The organism is Mesorhizobium tianshanense (genome assembly GCF_007830515.1).
Classification (GTDB): Bacteria; Pseudomonadota; Alphaproteobacteria; order Rhizobiales; family Rhizobiaceae; genus Mesorhizobium; species Mesorhizobium tianshanense.
Map to the genome: position 1 here is coordinate 48299 of NZ_VLKT01000029.1, position 16665 is coordinate 64963.

Consider the following 16665-nt stretch of genomic DNA (forward strand, 5'->3'; position numbering starts at 1 on the left):
CCGATCTGAATCGGACGCCCAGAAACGCGGATTGCGGCATCAGGTTCCATGGCGCCGGGATTTGATTGTCGCCACCAAGTTCCATGGCATGAGCGCCGTGCCGAAAAGGCGGCTATTTCCACATGTCGCGCATGCGGGCGCCGAGGTCGACGCGCACCTGCGGCTGGCGGCGCGGATCGTCCTTGGCCTGGACACTGGCCCACGCGGTTTGCTCGAAGGCGCCGAGGATCGAAGCCGGGATGAAGCGGCTGCGCGAGGCATAGACATGGCGGTCGCCGCGTGCCGCCTGGCCGTGGACGAAAAAGCGCTGCGGCATGACCAGGTGCAGGCCGTCCTTGGCCCGCGTCATCGCCACGTAGAGCAGGCGGCGCTCTTCGTCGATATCCTCTTTCGAGCCGACGCCGAGGTCGATCGGGATGCAGCCGTCGACGGTGTTGAGCACGAAGACGTTCTTCCATTCCTGGCCCTTGGCCGAATGGATGGTCGACAGGATCAGATAGTCCTCGTCGCGATGCGGCGGCCCGGCCTCGTCGCTGGTCGCATCCGGCGGATCGAGCGTCAGCTCGGTGAGGAAACGCTCGCGCGAGGCATAGCCCGAGGCGATCTGTTCGAGTTGCAGAATATCGGCCCGGCGCGTCGTCGCGTCCTCATGAATGCGCTCGAGATGCGGCTCGTACCACAGCCTGACCTGTTCGAGATCAACAGGCCATTTTCCCGATCCGGCGCGAAGCTGCGAGAACAGCGCGACAAAATCCGGCCAGTCGTCGGCGGCGCGTTGCGGCGGCCGGTAGCGCACCAGTCCCATCGTTTCGTCGAGCGACGTCGACATGGTGTCGACGATCTGCGCAGCCGCCGAGGGGCCGATGCCGGGCAAAAGCTGCAGCACGCGAAAACCGGAGACGCGGTCGCGCGGGTTTTCGGCGAAACGCAGCACCGCCAGCACATCCTTGATATGGGTGGCGTCGAGGAACTTAAGCCCGCCGAACTTGACGAACGGGATGTTGCGGCGCGTCAGCTCGATCTCCAGCGGCCCGCTGTGATGCGAGGCGCGGAATAGCACGGCCTGCGCCTTCAGCGCCGTGCCGGCCTCGCGCTCGGTCAGGATCGCCTGGCAGACATAGTTCGCCTGCTCGGCCTCGTCGCGGACGCTGACCAGCTTCGGCCTTTCGGCCGATTTGCGCTCCGACCAGAGGTTCTTGGTAAAGCGCTCGGAGGCCTCGCCGATCACCGCATTGGCGGCGGCCAGGATGGTCTCGGTCGAGCGATAGTTCCGCTCCAGCATGACGATCTCGGCCGGCCGCGCGAACTGTTTGGGGAAGTCGAGGATGTTGCGCACTTCCGCCGCGCGAAACGAATAGATCGACTGCGCATCGTCGCCAACCACCGTCAGCCCGGATCCGTCCGGCTTGAGTGCCGTGAGGATCGAGGCCTGCAGCCGGTTGGTGTCCTGGTATTCGTCGACCAGCACATGGTCGAATCGCCCACCCAGATGCGCTGATATCTCAGGCTCGCCGGCCATCTGCGCCCAGTAAAGCAGCAGATCGTCGTAATCGAGCACGTTCTGCGCCTGCTTGGCCTCGACATATCGGGCGAACAGCGCCTTGAGCTGTTCTGCCCACCCCGCGCACCAGGGAAACACCGAACCCAGAACCTCGCCGAGAGGCGCCTGCGCGTTGACGGCACGCGAATAGATCGCCAGGCAAGTGCCCTTGGTCGGAAAACGGCCTTCGGTTTTCGAGAAGCCGAGTTCGTGCCTGATAAGGTTCATCAGATCGGCCGAATCCTCGCGGTCATGGATGGTAAAGGCCGGATCGAGGCCGATCTCCAAAGCGTAGTCGCGCAGCAGCCTGGCGCCGATGCCGTGGAACGTGCCGGCCCAGCTCAACGCGTCGGTGATGACGGAAGCGTCGCGCCCCAGCACCTCACCGGCGATGCGCTCGACCCGCTTGGCCATTTCCGATGCGGCGCGCCGCGAAAACGTCATCAAAAGGATGCGCCTGGGATCAGCGCCCCTGACGATCAGATGCGCGACGCGATGCGCCAGCGTGCTGGTCTTGCCGGAGCCGGCGCCGGCGATCACCAGCAGCGGTCCGGCGACCTTGCCGTCGCCATGCTCGACGGCAACGCGCTGCTCGGCGTTCAGCTTCGCGAGATAGGCAGGCCGGAAGGTCGAATCAAGGGCAGCAAGGTTCATTGCCCATCAAGCATCGTTTCTGCTTTGTTCGCAACGGTTTCGGCGGGAGAGGGCGATTGATATATCCAACCTGTTAGCGCGCACCAGCCGATGAACTCGACCTAGCGCTGCGGCTCTGCGCCCATCGCCGCCGACTGCCGCCGCAGCGACTTACGATCGTCGGGTGGCGGCAACGGCACTGGATCGAAGTCATCGGGTACCTCGTCGATGATTTCCCTGGTTATGCGGTAGGCCACGTAGACGGCGGCCCCGGCTATGAGCAGACGGATCATGATTTTCTCCAATTGGTATGGAGGAACCGGAGAGGCAGCGTTTTGTTCCCCCGCTCCCCAAAGGCCCCGAGCGAGGCCTGAGCGTGCAACCAAATCGGCACCGCCTCGTTTGCCCGATGACAGGAGGTTGCGATGAACAAGCTCTCAATCTTGCTGGCTTTAGCCGCAGCCTTGGCTGTGGCGGCTTGTGACAACAATATCCCGCCGACGAAGGCCCCTGGCACGGCCGATCAATACCCGCAGGTCGACCCTGCGCCGAACTTGACGTCAGGCGGTGATCAATCCGGCACGCCGCCGGCACAGTAAAGGAAAATGGCCGGCGCCGCTTGGGAGGAGAGCGATGACGCCGGCCAGGCGGGTATCAGGTCCGCCGCACACCTAGACATAGCTGAGTCTTCCCCCTGCGTCATGGTGCGATCGCGGAAGACAACCGACCTGCACGAGCAATCAACTGACAAATGCGCAGTTTTCGCATGCGGGAAGTCGATGCTCGCCAGTCGCCGTCGCAGCAGGTTCCGGCCCATCCCGTAGTTGGTCCTCTGATCCGGCGAGGCCGGCGATCCGCCGCCGGCTATTTTCATGCCTTATCAGGCCAACCGGCGCTCAAGGTCTTGCGAAGCGCTGATGTCCCGTGCAAAAGCGCGACCATGCTGATCATCAACGACCTTTCGCTCCGCATGGCCGGACGCCTGCTTCTCGACCATGCCTCGCTGACCTTGCCGGCCGGCAGCAAGGCCGGGCTTGTCGGCCGCAACGGCACCGGCAAGACCACCTTGTTCAAGGCGATCACCGGCGATCTCGCCTCAGAGACTGGCTCGATCAGCCTGCCGAAGAACACGCGCATCGGCCAGGTGGCGCAGGAAGCGCCCGGCACCGAGGAGCCGCTGATCGAGATCGTGCTCAAGGCCGACGTTGAGAGGAGTGCACTGCTCGAAGAGGAAAAGACCGCGACCGATCCGCACCGCATAGCCGACATCCACATGCGGCTGGCCGACATCGACGCCCATTCGGCGGAATCGCGAGCCGCCACCATTCTTGCCGGCCTCGGCTTCGACGATGAGGCGCAGCGGCGGCCGGCCTCGTCCTTCTCCGGCGGCTGGCGCATGCGGGTGGCGCTGGCGGCAGTCCTGTTTGCCGAGCCCGATCTTCTGCTGCTCGACGAGCCGACCAACTATCTCGACCTCGAAGGCACGCTGTGGCTGGAAAACTACGTGTCGAAATATCCGCACACGGTGCTTCTGATCTCGCACGATCGCGACCTGCTCAACCGCGCCGTCAACTCGATCGTCCATCTCGACCAGAAGAAGCTGACCTTCTGGCGCGGCGGCTACGACCAGTTCGAGCGGCAATACACCGAGCAGCGCGAACTGCAGGAGAAGGGCCGCGTCAAGCAGGAAGCCGCTCGCAAGCACATGGAATCCTTCGTCGAGCGCTTCCGCGCCAAAGCTTCCAAGGCGAGGCAGGCGCAGTCGCGCATCAAGGCGCTGGAGAAGATGAAGCCGATCGCCGCTATCGTGAATGACACGGTGCGGCCGTTCTCCTTTCCCGAGCCGGTGAAGACCGTGGCCTCGCCGATCATTGCGCTCAACAACGTCAATGTCGGCTATACCGAGGGCGAGCCGATCCTGAAGAAGATGACGCTGCGCATCGATGCCGACGACCGCATCGCGTTGCTCGGCGCCAACGGCAACGGCAAGTCGACCTTCGCCAAATTGCTGTCCGGCCGGCTGAAGCAGGAAACCGGCACCATGACGGTGGCGCCCGGCCTGAAAGTGGCGATCTTTGCCCAGCATCAGCTCGACGATCTCAGGCCGAACGAAAACGCCTATGAGCATGTCCGCCGGCTGATGCCGGAGGCGCCGGAATCGAAGGTGCGCGGCCGCGTCGCCCAGTTCGGTCTCACCACCGAAAAGATGAACACCGCCGCCAAGGACCTATCGGGCGGCGAGAAGGCGCGCCTTCTGATGGGCCTGTCGGCGTTCGAGGGGCCGAACCTGTTCATCCTCGACGAGCCGACCAACCATCTCGATATCGACAGCCGTGAATCGCTGATCCATGCGCTGAATGAGTTTCCCGGCGCGGTCATCCTGATCTCGCACGACCGCCATCTGCTCGAAGCGACGGCCGACCGGCTGTGGCTGGTCAAGGACGGCGCGGTCAACCCGTATGACGGCGACCTCGAGGACTACAAGACGCTGGTCACCGGCGTGTCCGGCGACCGCCGCGGCAAGCGCGAGGCGGAGAAGGCTTCGAAGGCCGACCGCCGCCGCGATGCGGCAGCGCGCCGCGCCGCCTTGGAGCCGCTGGCCAAGGAAATCCGCGCCACCGAAGCGCTGATGGACCGCATCCGCAAGCGCATCGATGGCATCGAGGACGAACTCGCCAATCCGGCGGTCTATGAAAAGGACCCGTCCACGGCGACACGGCTGGCCAAGGAGCGCTCGCAGCTTGCCCAGACTTTGGCCGCCCATGAGGAAAAATGGCTGTCAATGTCGGCGGAATACGAGGAAGGCACGGCGGAGTAGTGGCGGCGCCCTCTGTCTTCTCCCACAACAACAAAGGGAGAAGGGAGAGCGCCATCTGGCCCTACACGACGCCGCCATAAGCGGCTAGTTTACCCTCATGAACCAGCACGCCAAGCTCAGAATCGGCCATTCGGCCTGTCCGCATGATTGCCCGTCGACCTGCGCGCTCGAGGTCGAACTGCTCGATGACAAGCGCATCGGCCGCGTCCATGGCGCCAAGGCCAACACGTATACATCAGGCGTCATCTGCGCCAAGGTCGCCCGTTACGCCGACCGCGTCCATCATCCCGACCGCTTGCTGAAGCCATTGATCCGCGCCGGCGCCAAGGGCGAGGGCGCCTGGAAGGAAGCGAGCTGGGAGTCGGCACTCGACCTCATCGCCGAAAAGTTCATCGCGGCGGAGGAAAAGTACGGCTCGGAGACGGTCTGGCCTTATTACTATGCCGGCACGATGGGGCTGGTGCAGCGCGACGGCATCGAGCGGCTGCGCCACGCGAAAAAGTACTCCGGCTTCTTCAGTTCGATCTGCACCAACCTGGCCTGGACCGGCTGGATGATGGGCGCCGGCGCGTTGCGCGGTCCCGACCCGCGCGAGATGGCCAAGTCCGACTGCGTGGTGATCTGGGGCACCAATGCCGTGGTCACCCAGGTCAACGTCATGACCCACGCCATCAAGGCGCGCAAGGAACGCGGCGCGAAAATAGTCGTCATCGATGTCTACGAGAACGCGACGATGAAGCAGGCCGATCTTGGCCTGGTGCTGAAGCCCGGCACTGATGGCGCGCTGGCCTGCGCGGTGATGCATGTGCTGTTCCGTGACGGCATGGCCGACCGCGCCTATTTGGAAAAATACACCGACGACCCGCACGGGCTGGAAGCGCATCTTCAGACGAGGACGCCGCAATGGGCGGCTGATATCACCGGGCTTTTGGTCGACGAGATCGAGACCTTCGCCCACCTCGTCGGCACGACAAAGAAGACTTACCTTCGCCTCGGCTACGGTTTCTCGCGCCAGCGCAACGGCTCGGTCAACATGCATGCCGCGGCCTCGATCGCCGCGGTCACCGGCTGCTGGCAATATGAGGGCGGCGGCGCCTTCCATTCCAATTCGGGCATCTTCAAGCTCAACCAGGAACTGCTGGAAGGCACGCGGATGCGCGACCCTGCGATCCGCCATCTCGACCATTCCCGCATCGGCCCGGTGCTGACCGGGGCTGAGGACGCGCTCTATGGCGGCCCTCCGGTGACGGCGCTGCTGATCCAGAACACCAACCCGGTCAATGTCGCGCCGGAACAGCGGCTGGTGAAACAGGGTTTTTTGCGCGACGACCTGTTTTCCTGCGTGCACGAGCAATTCATGACCGACACCGCGAAGCTCGCCGATGTCGTACTGCCGGCGACGATGTTCCTCGAGCATGACGACATCTACAAGGGCGGCGGCAACCAGCACATCACGCTGGGTCCGAAGCTGATCGATCCGCCGGAAGGGCCGCGCAGCAACCATTTCGTCATCGAGGAACTGGGCAAGCGGCTCGGCGTTGGCGACAGGCCGGGCTTCGGCTTGACCGGGCAGCAGCATATCGATGTCATTTTGGGCAAACGCGGCCTAGGCAGTTTTTCGAGCCTCAAGGAAGAAAAGTGGGTCGATTTGCAGCCGGATTTCGAGGCAGCGCATTTTATCGAGGGTTTCGGCCACGCGGACGGAAAATTCCACTTCCGCGCCGACTGGACCGGGCAGGCGGCGCCCAACCGGCCGCCGAAAAGCATGGGCCTGTTCGGGCCGGTGGCAAGCCTGCCGGAATTTCCCGATCACGTCGACCTGATCGAGGTGGCGGACGAGGCGCACCCGTTCCGGCTGACCACCTCGCCGGCGCGCAATTTCCTCAACTCGACTTTTTCGGAGACGCCGGTGTCGAGGGCCAAGGAGGGCCGGCCGGAACTGCTTTTGCATCCGGACGATGCGGCAGCTTATGGACTGGCCGACGGCGATCGCGTCGAGATCGGCAATGCGCGCGGTGAAGTCGTGCTGCACGCAAGACTGTTCGATGGAATCAAGCGCGGCGTCGTGGTGGCCGAAGGCATCTGGCCGAACAGCGCCCACGAGCGCGGCGAGGGCATCAACGTCCTGACCGGCGCCGACGCCCCGGCGCCGTATGGCGGCGCCGCGTTCCACGACAATAAGGTCTGGCTGCGGCCGGCGAATGCCCACCCAGCCGTTTTTGCGTGGCGGGTGGAGGCTCGATAGTGGCAGATGTATCGGCAGTGCCGGACCCCATTGGAAGAACGCTTTCGTCCGGCGAACTGGTAACCACGATGTCGCACTTTCATCGCGCCGAGATTCTGCGCATGGCGGGGTGGCGCGACCGCCTGGACCGGACGAGCAATTGGGCGATAACGGTCGTCGCGGCGATGTTGTCCGTCTCGCTTTCGACGGCCAGCGCGCATCACGGCGTGCTGCTGTTTGCCATGATGCTTGTCCTGTTGCTGCTGTGGATAGAGGCGCGGCGATATCGCTTCTTCGACTTTTACCGGGCCCGCGTGCGCCAGTTCGAACGGCACTACTTCGCGCAGATATTCTCTCCGCAACCGGACTTCGCGTCCGATTGGCTGTTGGTCGTCGGCGAAGGCCTTCGCGCTCCAAAATTCCTCATTTCGCATCGAGTGGCGTTGGCGCGCCGTCTGCGTCGAAACTACATCCACATGCTGCTGATCCTGCTGCTGGCCTGGATCCTCAAACTGTCGACTCCCAGTCTTCTAACCGAAGGTGTCCGTATCGGCTTCGTCGGTTCGGTGCGTGAGGCTGTCACCGGTGCTGCCCTGGGGCCTATTCCCGGCCTGGTCATCGTCGTGCTGGTCGCCGCCTTCTATGCGGGCCTGCTCGTCACGGCCTTCCTGGCTGCTGGCGACGACGGCGAACTCTCCTTTGGTGAGGTGCACGTCTAGAGCATCGGGCCCAAAAGTGGGTGCCGGTTTTGGGAAAATTCGATGCTCAAACAAAAACAGAGCGGCGGTACGATTCGACTGGAAAGTCCGTCGCTCGAGAGTGGCAACGCAACTTCCTGTCGCGCGTTGTCGGCAGGCGCATTGGCGAGGAGTCTCATGGCTTGGCAGACGCCGACACGTTCCATCGTCCTTGCGATGCTGTCTTGTGCGCTCGTCGCTGTCGCGGCAAGCGCGAGCTGGGCGGTGGAGGCGCAGACTGCTGGAACCGTGGCGTCGGGGATGGGCGGCTCGGCCGAAGGCATCTTCGTCGCCGAAATCGTTCTCCTGCTGCTTGTCGGGCGTGGCCTGGGTGAAGTGCTGCAGCGCTATGGCCAGCCGGCAATCATGGGCCAGTTGATCGGCGGCATCCTGCTCGGTCCCTCGCTGTTCGGCTGGCTGTGGCCATCGGCGCAGCATCTAATCTTTCCGAGCGATCCTGAGCAGAAGGGCATGATCGACGCCGTCTCGCAGCTCGGCATCCTCATGCTGCTTTTGTTGACCGGCATGGAGATGGATTTACGGCTGGTGCGCCGGGTTGGCGCGGCCTGTTTTTCCATTTCGGTCACCGGCATCGTCCTGCCCTTCGTCTGCGGCTTCGCATTGGCGCAGGTCCTGCCCGACGCCTTGCTGCCCGACGCGACGCAACGCACCGTCGCCGGGCTGTTCCTGGGCACCGCGCTGTCGATTTCGTCGGTCAAGATCGTCGCCATGGTGGTGCGCGAAATGAACTTCATGCGCCGCAACCTCGGCCAGGTGATCATTTCCTCGGCGATCATCGAGGACACGATCGGCTGGCTGATCATCGCCATAACGTTCGGCATCGCCACCAATGGCAGGCTGGAGCTCGTGCCGCTGATGACCACCGTTGCCGAAGTGGCGCTGTTCATGGTGTTCTCCTTCACCGTCGGCCGTCGCCTGGTGTTCACCTTGATCCGCTGGACCAACGATGCCTTCCGCAGCGAGTTTGCGGTGATCACCATGATCCTCATCATCATGGGGGTGATGGCGCTGATCACCAATCTGATTGGCGTCCACACCGTTCTGGGGGCTTTTGTCGCCGGCATCCTGGTCGGTGAATCACCCATCCTCTCGAGCCACATAGAAGGCCAGCTTCGCGGCGTCATCACCGCACTGTTCATGCCGATCTTCTTCGGCATGGCCGGGCTTTCGGCCGACCTTACCGTGCTTGCCGACCCGACGCTTGCCATGCTGACAGCGGCTCTCGTCGTCATCGCCAGCGTCGGCAAATTTGGCGGCGCGTTCGTGGGTGGCAAGCTTGCCGGCATGTCATTCAAGGAAGCAACTGCCGTCGGCAGCGCAATGAACGCGCGCGGTTCGACCGAGGTGATCGTCGCCAGTATCGGCTTGTCGATGAACATCGTGTCGCACAATCTCTTCACCATGATCGTCACCATGGCCGTCATCACCACGCTGGCCATGCCGCCAATGCTCCGCTGGGCGCTTGGCCGGCTCCCAATCAGCCCCGACGAGCAGCAGCGTGTCGAGCGCGAGGCGCTGGACGAATACGGCTTCGTTTCCAAGCTGGAGCGCCTGCTAGTGCTGGTCGACGACAGCAGGATCGGCAAGTTCACCGCCTATCTCGCCGGACTGGTCGGCGGGGGCAGCGGCATGCCTACCACCTTGCTTCACCTAAAAGACGGCCGGATTGACAGGCCGGCCGATACCAGGGGACCGGAGCGCACTCTGAAGAAGGGTGCGGAAAGAAGCGCCCGGGTGGTGAAACGGACCGAACACACGCTTGTCGACAAAGTGCATCTGACAGCCCGCACCGAATCGGAAGCCACCGGTGAGACCATCGCCGAAGAGGCCCGCAAGGGATACGGTATGCTGCTGGTCGGCCTTGACGATGTGCTGACCGCCAAAGGCGCTTTCACGCCGACCCTCAACGACATAGCCGGGGGATTCGAAGGCCCGCTTTGCCTAGTCCTGAATGGCGGCAACGCAGACGACAGGATGCCGACGCTAAAAGCCGGCGCCAGTATTCTCGTTCCCGTCAACGGCACCGAGGTGGCGCGCCGCGCCGCCGACTTTGCGCTGGCGCTGGCCCGTCCAAACCGGGCGCGGGTCAAGGTTCTCTACGTCTCGCAAGGCGCAGCCAGGGGTCACAAGCCGACATCGGTTTCGCATCGCCGGGAAGAAGCCGTCCTGAAAGATATTGCCGACCTGGCCAGCCGCTACGGCGTGCCTGTTGACACCGCGATCCACACCCACGGCATACCCGACCAGGTGATCATCAGCGAGGTGGCCAAAGGTGCGGCGATCGTCGTGATGGGCGTCACCCGTCGTTCGGGCAAGGATCTGTTCTTCGGCGACACCGCCAGCGCTGTTCTGGCGACTTGCAACCGCCCGGTCGTGCTTCTGGCCAGCGGGCGCATCAAGCGCGGCAACGCCGGCAACGAGCCGGCAGCCGTATGAAATCGAACCGATCGGTTCGTTTCTGTTGACGCATCGTGCAGGACGGGGTGAACGCCGGCTCGGCCAATGCGCAAGCCCTGCAACGAGAATATTCGCATAACAATTTGAAAACAATGGAAAAAAATAAGGCAAAGGAAACTTTTTAGCGGATTTCAAGCACCCGATTCAGGGTGCGCGCGGAACATCTTCGTGATTGGAAATCGCAGCACCGCCAACCCACTTCGAGGCGGTCCGAACGACGCGAAATCCTCCCAAGGCACGCCACTTGACGGACAGAACACTGAAAATATGAAGACACTGGAGTACCTGAAATGACCAAGATTGCTCTTACCGCCGTCGCCATCCTCATTGCCACGGGCAGTGCCTTTGCCGGCAGCGACCACTATGGTTCGGACGGCGTCAACCAGCCGGCAGCGCCTGTTGCCGCTGGCCAAGCCAACAACGTCGACAACACGTTCACGGGTTCGATCCGCAAGCTGTTCCCGACAGAGCACAACGCCGTCAACACCGATGCGACGACGACCCAGTCCGGCACGGCCCAGTCCGTCGTGCCTCAATCTGGCCGGGGCAACTGGGGCCGCTAAGTCCTCAAACTCCGGAGCACAAAGAGCGGCAGGCTTGGCCCGCCGTTCTTGCCTTTGTATATCAAGTCACAACCTAGCTCAGATCCTTCGGCCGAACGCAGTGCGTCAGCCGCGCATCGCCGAGGGCGAGTCGTGCCCAATTGCCGTCGAAAACGAAGCGGGCAAGGGCCGCTGTCGGGAATTTCTCTTCAAGCCTTTCGAGTGCCGCGGCATCCGATCCGGCGCCGGCAAGCCGGCGTGCGAATTCCTCCAGGCCGGGATTATGGCCGAGCACCAAAAGGCTGCTTGTTGCCGCATTTGCCTGCCGTACCTTGGCGAGAATGTCTGCCGCACTGGCCTCGTAGAGCGCCTGGACAAATTTGGCCGGCGTTTGCGCCGGCAATTCCGCCGAGACCAGCCGCCACGTGTCGCGGCTGCGCAGCGTCGGCGACACCAGTGCCAGATCAGGCAGCCAACCTTGCCTGACCAGTTCGCGCCCGACCAGCGGGGCGGCCTTCAGCCCGCGCCCGGAAAGCGGCCGGTCGAAGTCGATAAGGTCAGGATCGTCCCAGCTCGACTTGGCATGACGCAGAAGAAGGAGTTGCTTCGTTGTCGCCATGCCAGCCTCCTCCTGCTCAGGGCGTGATGCGCGCCAGATGCTCGAGGTCGGTCTCCTCGCGCAGCGGATCGGGCGCCATGACCACGGAGGTGCTGTTGTCGGCGTCATCTGCGAAGCGGGCAAGCACGGTGCGGCCGCCTTCCATTCGCGCCTTGCCTTCGGCGACCAACCCGAGCGCCAGCGGATAAAGCCGGTGCTCGGCCTTCAGCACGCGGGCGGCGAGCGTATCCTCGTTGTCGCCGACCATCACCGGCACGGCGGCTTGGGCGATGATCGGGCCGTCATCCATGTCCAGCGTGACGAAATGCACCGTGCAGCCATGAATGCGTGTGCCGGCGCGCAGCGCGCGAGCATGGGTATCGAGCCCCTTGAAGGCAGGCAGCAGGGCAGGGTGGATGTTGATCATCCGTCCCAGCCACTTCTCGACGAAGCGCGCGCCGAGAATGCGCATGTAGCCGGCCAGCGCCACGATCTCGGCGCTGAACGAGACAAGTGCCGCGTCGATCGCCCCGTCATGCGCTTCCTTGCTGGTATAGTCGGCCCGTGAAATCACCTTGGTGGCGATGCCGCGCGCCGCGGCGATACCGAGGCCGGCGGCATTGGCCCGGTCGGAAATGACGCCGACGATCTCGGCCGGATAGTCCGGATTGCTGGCCGCGGCGATCAGCGCCGTCATGTTGGAGCCGCGTCCCGAGATCAGCACCACGGTGCGTTTGCGCGCGCTCATAGGTCGATCGAGCCCCGATAGATGACGCCGCCGTCGCGGCGCGGCACGATGCGGCCGATCGGCGTCACCGTCTCGCCGGCCTCCTGCAGCACGGCCGCGACCTGCGCGGCCTGGCCGGAGGCGACGGCGAGGATCATGCCGACGCCGCAGTTGAAGGTGCGCATCATCTCTTCCGGCGCCACGCCGCCGGTCTTCGCCAGCCATGAGAACACCGCCGGCACCTCGATGGCGTCGAGGTCGAGCTCGGCGGAAAAATCCTTGGGCAGGACGCGCGGGATGTTCTCGGGAAAGCCGCCGCCGGTGATGTGGGCCAGCGCCTTGATGCCATGCGTGCCGCGGATCGCCTTGAGGATCGACTTGACGTAGATGCGGGTCGGCTCGAGCAGCGCCTCGGCCAACGTGGCTTCATCATTGAAGGGCGCCGGATCGGTCCACGAAAGGCCGCTGGTGGCCACGATGCGGCGGACCAGCGAAAAGCCGTTCGAATGCAGGCCCGACGAGGCCAGCCCCAACAGCACGTCGCCCTCGACGATGTCGTCGGTCGGCAGCAGCTGGCCGCGTTCGGCAGCGCCCACGGCAAAGCCGGCAAGATCATAGTCCTTGCCGTGATACATGCCGGGCATTTCCGCCGTCTCGCCGCCGATCAGCGCGCATCCGGCCTGCCGGCAGCCTTCGGCGATGCCGCCGACGATCGAGGCACCCTGGTCGGGGTCCAGCTTGCCAGTGGCGAAATAGTCGAGGAAGAACAATGGCTCGGCGCCTTGCACGACGATGTCGTTGACGCACATGGCGACGAGGTCGATACCGATCGTGTCGTGCTTGCCCGCATCGATGGCGATCTTCAGCTTGGTGCCGACGCCGTCATTGGCGGCGACCAGCACCGGGTCGGTGAAGCCGGCGGCCTTGAGGTCGAACAGGCCGCCGAAGCCGCCGATCTCGCCATCGGCGCCCGGCCGGCGCGTCGCGCGCACCAGCGGCTTGATCTTCTCGACCATGAGATTGCCGGCATCGATGTCGACACCCGCCTCGGCATAGGTGAGCCCGTTCTTGCGCTTGCCCATCGCTGTTTTCCACTCGTTTGCGGGCTCTTCGCATGAACGGTTTTGCCTCGCAAGGCAAGCGGGTGTTGGTGGTGTTTCAGTCGGAAACTGGCCGAACGGGGCTCGATACACTCCAACAGTAGAAACAAATGCCCGCGAGAGCTGCAGCGATGACACCGACGGTCGCTACAGATCTAGGCTGGCCGTCGAACGGCAAGGTTCCATACGAGAGACTAGCGGCGATCAAGTCGCTGCCGCGGTCCACAGACCCGGATTTGCTGAGACTGACCGCGCGAAAACGAAAACAATAGCAGCGGCCGTCAGCCAGAGAGGCCATGAGACCAGAAGGCCCGCGACTAGGGCAAGAACGAAACTGAAAAAAAGATCGTGCGCTGCCGCGTCGCGGTGCGGGGCTCCGAAAGATGCGAAGCCATGAGACTTCCCGTCACCCCGGCCAAATAGCAAAGCGTTACACGCAAAGCGATTGTGATTCTCTGTGCCATCGTCGTCAGATAGTGCGTTTTGCGTTTTGGAGTGCTGCGGGGATCTGCACCATTTTCGCTCCGGGCACGTCGACGGCTCTGCCTTTCACCGTTGGCCCTTGCCGTCGCCACCCATCTCCATCATCTATCAGCAAAACAAAAGCGACGGGACATGCATTTTGACCATCCCCAACATCATCACGATCATGCGTTTCGTGCTGGTGCCGGCCGTGGTGCTGGCCATGTTGCAGGCGCGCTGGGACTGGGCCTTTGCCGGCTTCGTCATCGCCGGCATTTCCGACGGCGTCGACGGCTTCATCGCCCGCCATTTCAACCAGTTTTCGCGGCTTGGCGCCTACCTCGACCCGATGGCCGACAAATTGCTGCTGGTCTCGGTGTTCGTAGTGCTGGGCTTCATCGGCGAGCTGCCTCTGTGGCTGGTCGTCACCATGGTGTCGCGTGATGCGCTGATCGTCTGCGCCGTGCTTTTGTCCACCGTCATGGCCCACCCGGTCGAGATGAAGCCGCTGTTCGTGTCCAAGGCCAACACCGCCATCCAGATCGTGCTGGCGGCGGTGGTGCTGGGCGAACTGGCCCTCGCCATCGATCTCGACCCGCTCAGGCCGGTGCTCATATTGCTGTCCGGGGTCTTGACCGTGGCTTCAGCCGCGGCCTATCTCGTGGCTTGGCTGAGGCATATGAGCGGCTATGGCGAAGGCTCCACACCGGGCAACTGACCAGGATATCGACGCGGCAGCCGAGGCTGCGGCATCGGCGGTGTTTCGCCGCCAGATCCGCTTCTGGCTGATCAGCGCCATCATCCTCGCGATCTTCCTCTATGTCTTCAGCGGCATCCTGCTGCCGTTCGTCGCCGGCATGGTGCTCGCCTACTTCCTCGACCCGGTCGCCGACCGGCTGGAGCGGCTCGGCCTGTCGCGGCTGATGGCGACGGTGGTCATCCTCATCGCCTTCATCGTCGTTCTGGTGCTGGCCTTCGTCATCCTCATTCCGGTGCTGGCCACGCAGATGGCCGATTTCGCCAGCAAGCTGCCGGAATACCTGACCAGGCTGCAGACCCTGATCACCAGCTTCGATCCGAGATGGCTGGAAGAGAAATTCGGTGTCGACGCCAATGGCCTGCGCGAAGGGTTGAACTCGCTGCTGACATCCGGCTTCGGTCTCCTGACCACGGTGTTCACCTCGGTCTGGAGCTCCGGCGTGGCGCTGGTGTCGGTGGTCAGCCTGTTTGTCGTCACGCCCGTCGTCGCCTTCTACATGCTGCTCGACTGGGATCGCATGGTGACGATCGTCGACAGCTGGGTGCCGCGCGACTATGTCCAGACCGTCAGGGCGATCGCCAAGGACATCAACACCGCCACCGCCGGCTTCGTGCGCGGCCAGGGCACGCTGTGCCTGGTTCTGGGCGCTATGTATGCCACCGGCCTGACGCTGACCGGGCTGAATTTCGGCATCCTCATCGGCCTGTTCGCCGGGCTGATCTCCTTCATTCCCTATGTCGGCTCGCTGACCGGGCTGGTGCTGGCCGTCGGCGTCGCCTTCGTTCAGTTCTGGCCGGACTGGACCATGGTCGCGGCGGTGGCCGGCGTGTTCTTCGTGGGCCAGTTCATCGAAGGCAACATTCTGCAACCGAGGTTGGTGGGAAAAAGCGTCGGCCTGCATCCGGTGTGGCTGATGTTTTCGCTGTTTGCCTTTGGCGCGCTGTTTGGCTTCGTCGGCTTGCTGATCGCCGTGCCGGCCTCTGCAGCGGTCGCCGTTCTGGTGCGCTTTGCCATTGCCCGCTATCTGGAATCGCCACTCTACAAGGGCCACGCCAATGAGCCGGTGCCGCCGCTGCCCGCGCGCCGCCGCGGGGGTGCGCAGTCGCGCAGCTGAGCTGTATGACGGACCAGAAAAGCGACCCGCCGCGCCAACTGCCGCTCGATCTCGGCCACGGCACCGGCTATTCGCGCGACGAACTCGTCGTCTCCGGCACCAACAGCCAGGCGGTGGCGCTGGTCGATCGCTGGCCGGACTGGCCGTCGCCGGTGGTCGTGCTCGCCGGCCCGGCAGGCTCGGGGAAGACGCATCTGGCCTCGATCTGGCGCTCGCGCGCCGGCGCTGTGGGGGTCGACGCCGGGCGCATCGGCGACTGCATGGCGAGTCTCGGCGCTCGACCGGCCCTGATCGACGATGTCGATGCCGGTCCTGTCGACGAAGAGGGGCTGTTCCATCTGATCAATGCGGTGCGCGGGGCTGGCTCGACCTTGCTGCTGACCGCGCGGCGCTTTCCGTCCGCCTGGGGCGTCAGGCTCCCGGATCTCGTTTCGCGACTGAAGGCGGCGGCGACGGTCGAGATCCACGAGCCCGACGATCTGCTTCTGGCCGGCGTCATCGCAAAATTGTTCGCCGACCGCCAGGTCGAGGTCGAGCCGCATGTCGTGCAATATCTGGTGCGCCGCATCGAACGCTCGCTGGCAACCGCGATGCGGGTGGTGGAGCGGCTCGACCGCACGGCACTGGAGCGCAAGACGCCGATCACCCGGGTGCTGGCCGCCGAAACCGTCAGCGCCATGGATGAGGGGCAGGGCGAGCTCGAGATCTGATACGACAGCCTCGGCCGGTGTCCCGTTTCGGGAAATAATCCTGGCATCCGTCTTGCAGCGTCAGTCTTGCCGGCTAACCCCGGTCCTGATTGCGTATCAATCAGGTAGTAGGCTCGCCGGGAGACGGGGCGGTTGGGGTTCTCTTCCCGGCGAGCTTACCTTCACGCCACATCCTCGACGCTATCCGACTTTTCCTGGAAATGAGATCGGTCCACGAGCAAG

General features: G+C 63.8%; 13 protein-coding genes. 8 read left to right on the forward strand and 5 right to left on the reverse strand.

Annotated features, from left to right (window positions below; all coding sequences use genetic code 11):
• Nucleotides 1-112: 112 nt before the first annotated feature.
• Both IQ26_RS22230 and IQ26_RS39775 read right to left on the reverse strand, forming a co-directional pair.
• Nucleotides 113-2194 (reverse strand): ATP-dependent helicase, encoded by a 2082-nt coding sequence (locus IQ26_RS22230; RefSeq protein WP_145720486.1) that lies wholly within the window; start codon nucleotides 2192-2194, stop codon nucleotides 113-115.
• Nucleotides 2195-2295: 101 nt separating this feature from the next.
• Nucleotides 2296-2466, reverse strand: a complete 171-nt coding sequence (locus IQ26_RS39775; RefSeq protein WP_167522704.1) for a hypothetical protein — start codon at nucleotides 2464-2466, stop codon at nucleotides 2296-2298.
• Between the two features lie 647 nt (nucleotides 2467-3113).
• Between IQ26_RS39775 and IQ26_RS22235 the strand changes: the two genes are divergently transcribed.
• The 5 genes from IQ26_RS22235 to IQ26_RS22255 all read left to right on the forward strand — a co-directional run bounded on the left by IQ26_RS22235 (nucleotide 3114) and on the right by IQ26_RS22255 (nucleotide 10993).
• Entirely contained in the window at nucleotides 3114-4991 is a 1878-nt protein-coding gene (locus IQ26_RS22235; RefSeq protein WP_145720487.1) for an ABC-F family ATP-binding cassette domain-containing protein, read from the forward strand.
• A gap of 97 nt (nucleotides 4992-5088) precedes the next feature.
• Entirely contained in the window at nucleotides 5089-7236 is a 2148-nt protein-coding gene (locus IQ26_RS22240) for a molybdopterin-containing oxidoreductase family protein (RefSeq protein WP_145720488.1), read from the forward strand.
• Entirely contained in the window at nucleotides 7236-7934 is a 699-nt protein-coding gene (locus tag IQ26_RS22245) for a DUF2270 domain-containing protein (RefSeq protein ID WP_240547192.1), read from the forward strand. Before IQ26_RS22240 ends, IQ26_RS22245 begins: the two co-directional genes overlap by 1 nt.
• A 156-nt stretch (nucleotides 7935-8090) precedes the next feature.
• Entirely contained in the window at nucleotides 8091-10409 is a 2319-nt protein-coding gene (locus IQ26_RS22250; protein ID WP_407660258.1) for a cation:proton antiporter domain-containing protein, read from the forward strand.
• A 311-nt stretch (nucleotides 10410-10720) separates the two neighbouring features.
• On the forward strand, nucleotides 10721-10993 hold the full coding sequence (locus IQ26_RS22255; protein ID WP_145720489.1) for a DUF680 domain-containing protein: 273 nt from the start codon (nucleotides 10721-10723) through the stop codon (nucleotides 10991-10993).
• A gap of 73 nt (nucleotides 10994-11066) precedes the next feature.
• Here the strand turns inward: IQ26_RS22255 and IQ26_RS22260 are convergent, their stop codons facing one another.
• Genes IQ26_RS22260 through purM form a run of 3 tightly spaced genes read right to left on the reverse strand, consistent with a single transcriptional unit; the run spans nucleotide 11067 to nucleotide 13379 of the window.
• Nucleotides 11067-11591 (reverse strand): SixA phosphatase family protein, encoded by a 525-nt coding sequence (locus tag IQ26_RS22260; RefSeq protein WP_145720490.1) that lies wholly within the window; start codon nucleotides 11589-11591, stop codon nucleotides 11067-11069.
• 16 nt (nucleotides 11592-11607) lie between these two features.
• A complete protein-coding gene (purN, locus tag IQ26_RS22265) occupies nucleotides 11608-12318 on the reverse strand; it encodes a phosphoribosylglycinamide formyltransferase (protein ID WP_145720491.1) in 711 nt (236 codons plus the stop codon).
• Nucleotides 12315-13379 (reverse strand): phosphoribosylformylglycinamidine cyclo-ligase, encoded by a 1065-nt coding sequence (purM, locus tag IQ26_RS22270; RefSeq protein WP_145720492.1) that lies wholly within the window; start codon nucleotides 13377-13379, stop codon nucleotides 12315-12317. Before purM ends, purN begins: the two co-directional genes overlap by 4 nt.
• A gap of 640 nt (nucleotides 13380-14019) precedes the next feature.
• Here purM and IQ26_RS22275 point away from each other — a divergent pair.
• The 3 genes from IQ26_RS22275 to hdaA are packed head-to-tail and all read left to right on the forward strand — an operon-like array spanning nucleotide 14020 to nucleotide 16443.
• A complete protein-coding gene (locus IQ26_RS22275) occupies nucleotides 14020-14577 on the forward strand; it encodes a CDP-alcohol phosphatidyltransferase family protein (RefSeq protein WP_145720493.1) in 558 nt (185 codons plus the stop codon).
• Complete coding sequence (locus tag IQ26_RS22280) at nucleotides 14549-15733, forward strand: AI-2E family transporter (RefSeq protein ID WP_145720494.1); 1185 nt, start codon at nucleotides 14549-14551, stop codon at nucleotides 15731-15733. Before IQ26_RS22275 ends, IQ26_RS22280 begins: the two co-directional genes overlap by 29 nt.
• A gap of 5 nt (nucleotides 15734-15738) precedes the next feature.
• Nucleotides 15739-16443: a DnaA regulatory inactivator HdaA gene (hdaA, locus tag IQ26_RS22285; RefSeq protein WP_145720495.1), complete on the forward strand. Its 705-nt coding sequence runs from the start codon at nucleotides 15739-15741 to the stop codon at nucleotides 16441-16443.
• The last annotated feature ends 222 nt before the right edge of the window (nucleotides 16444-16665 follow it).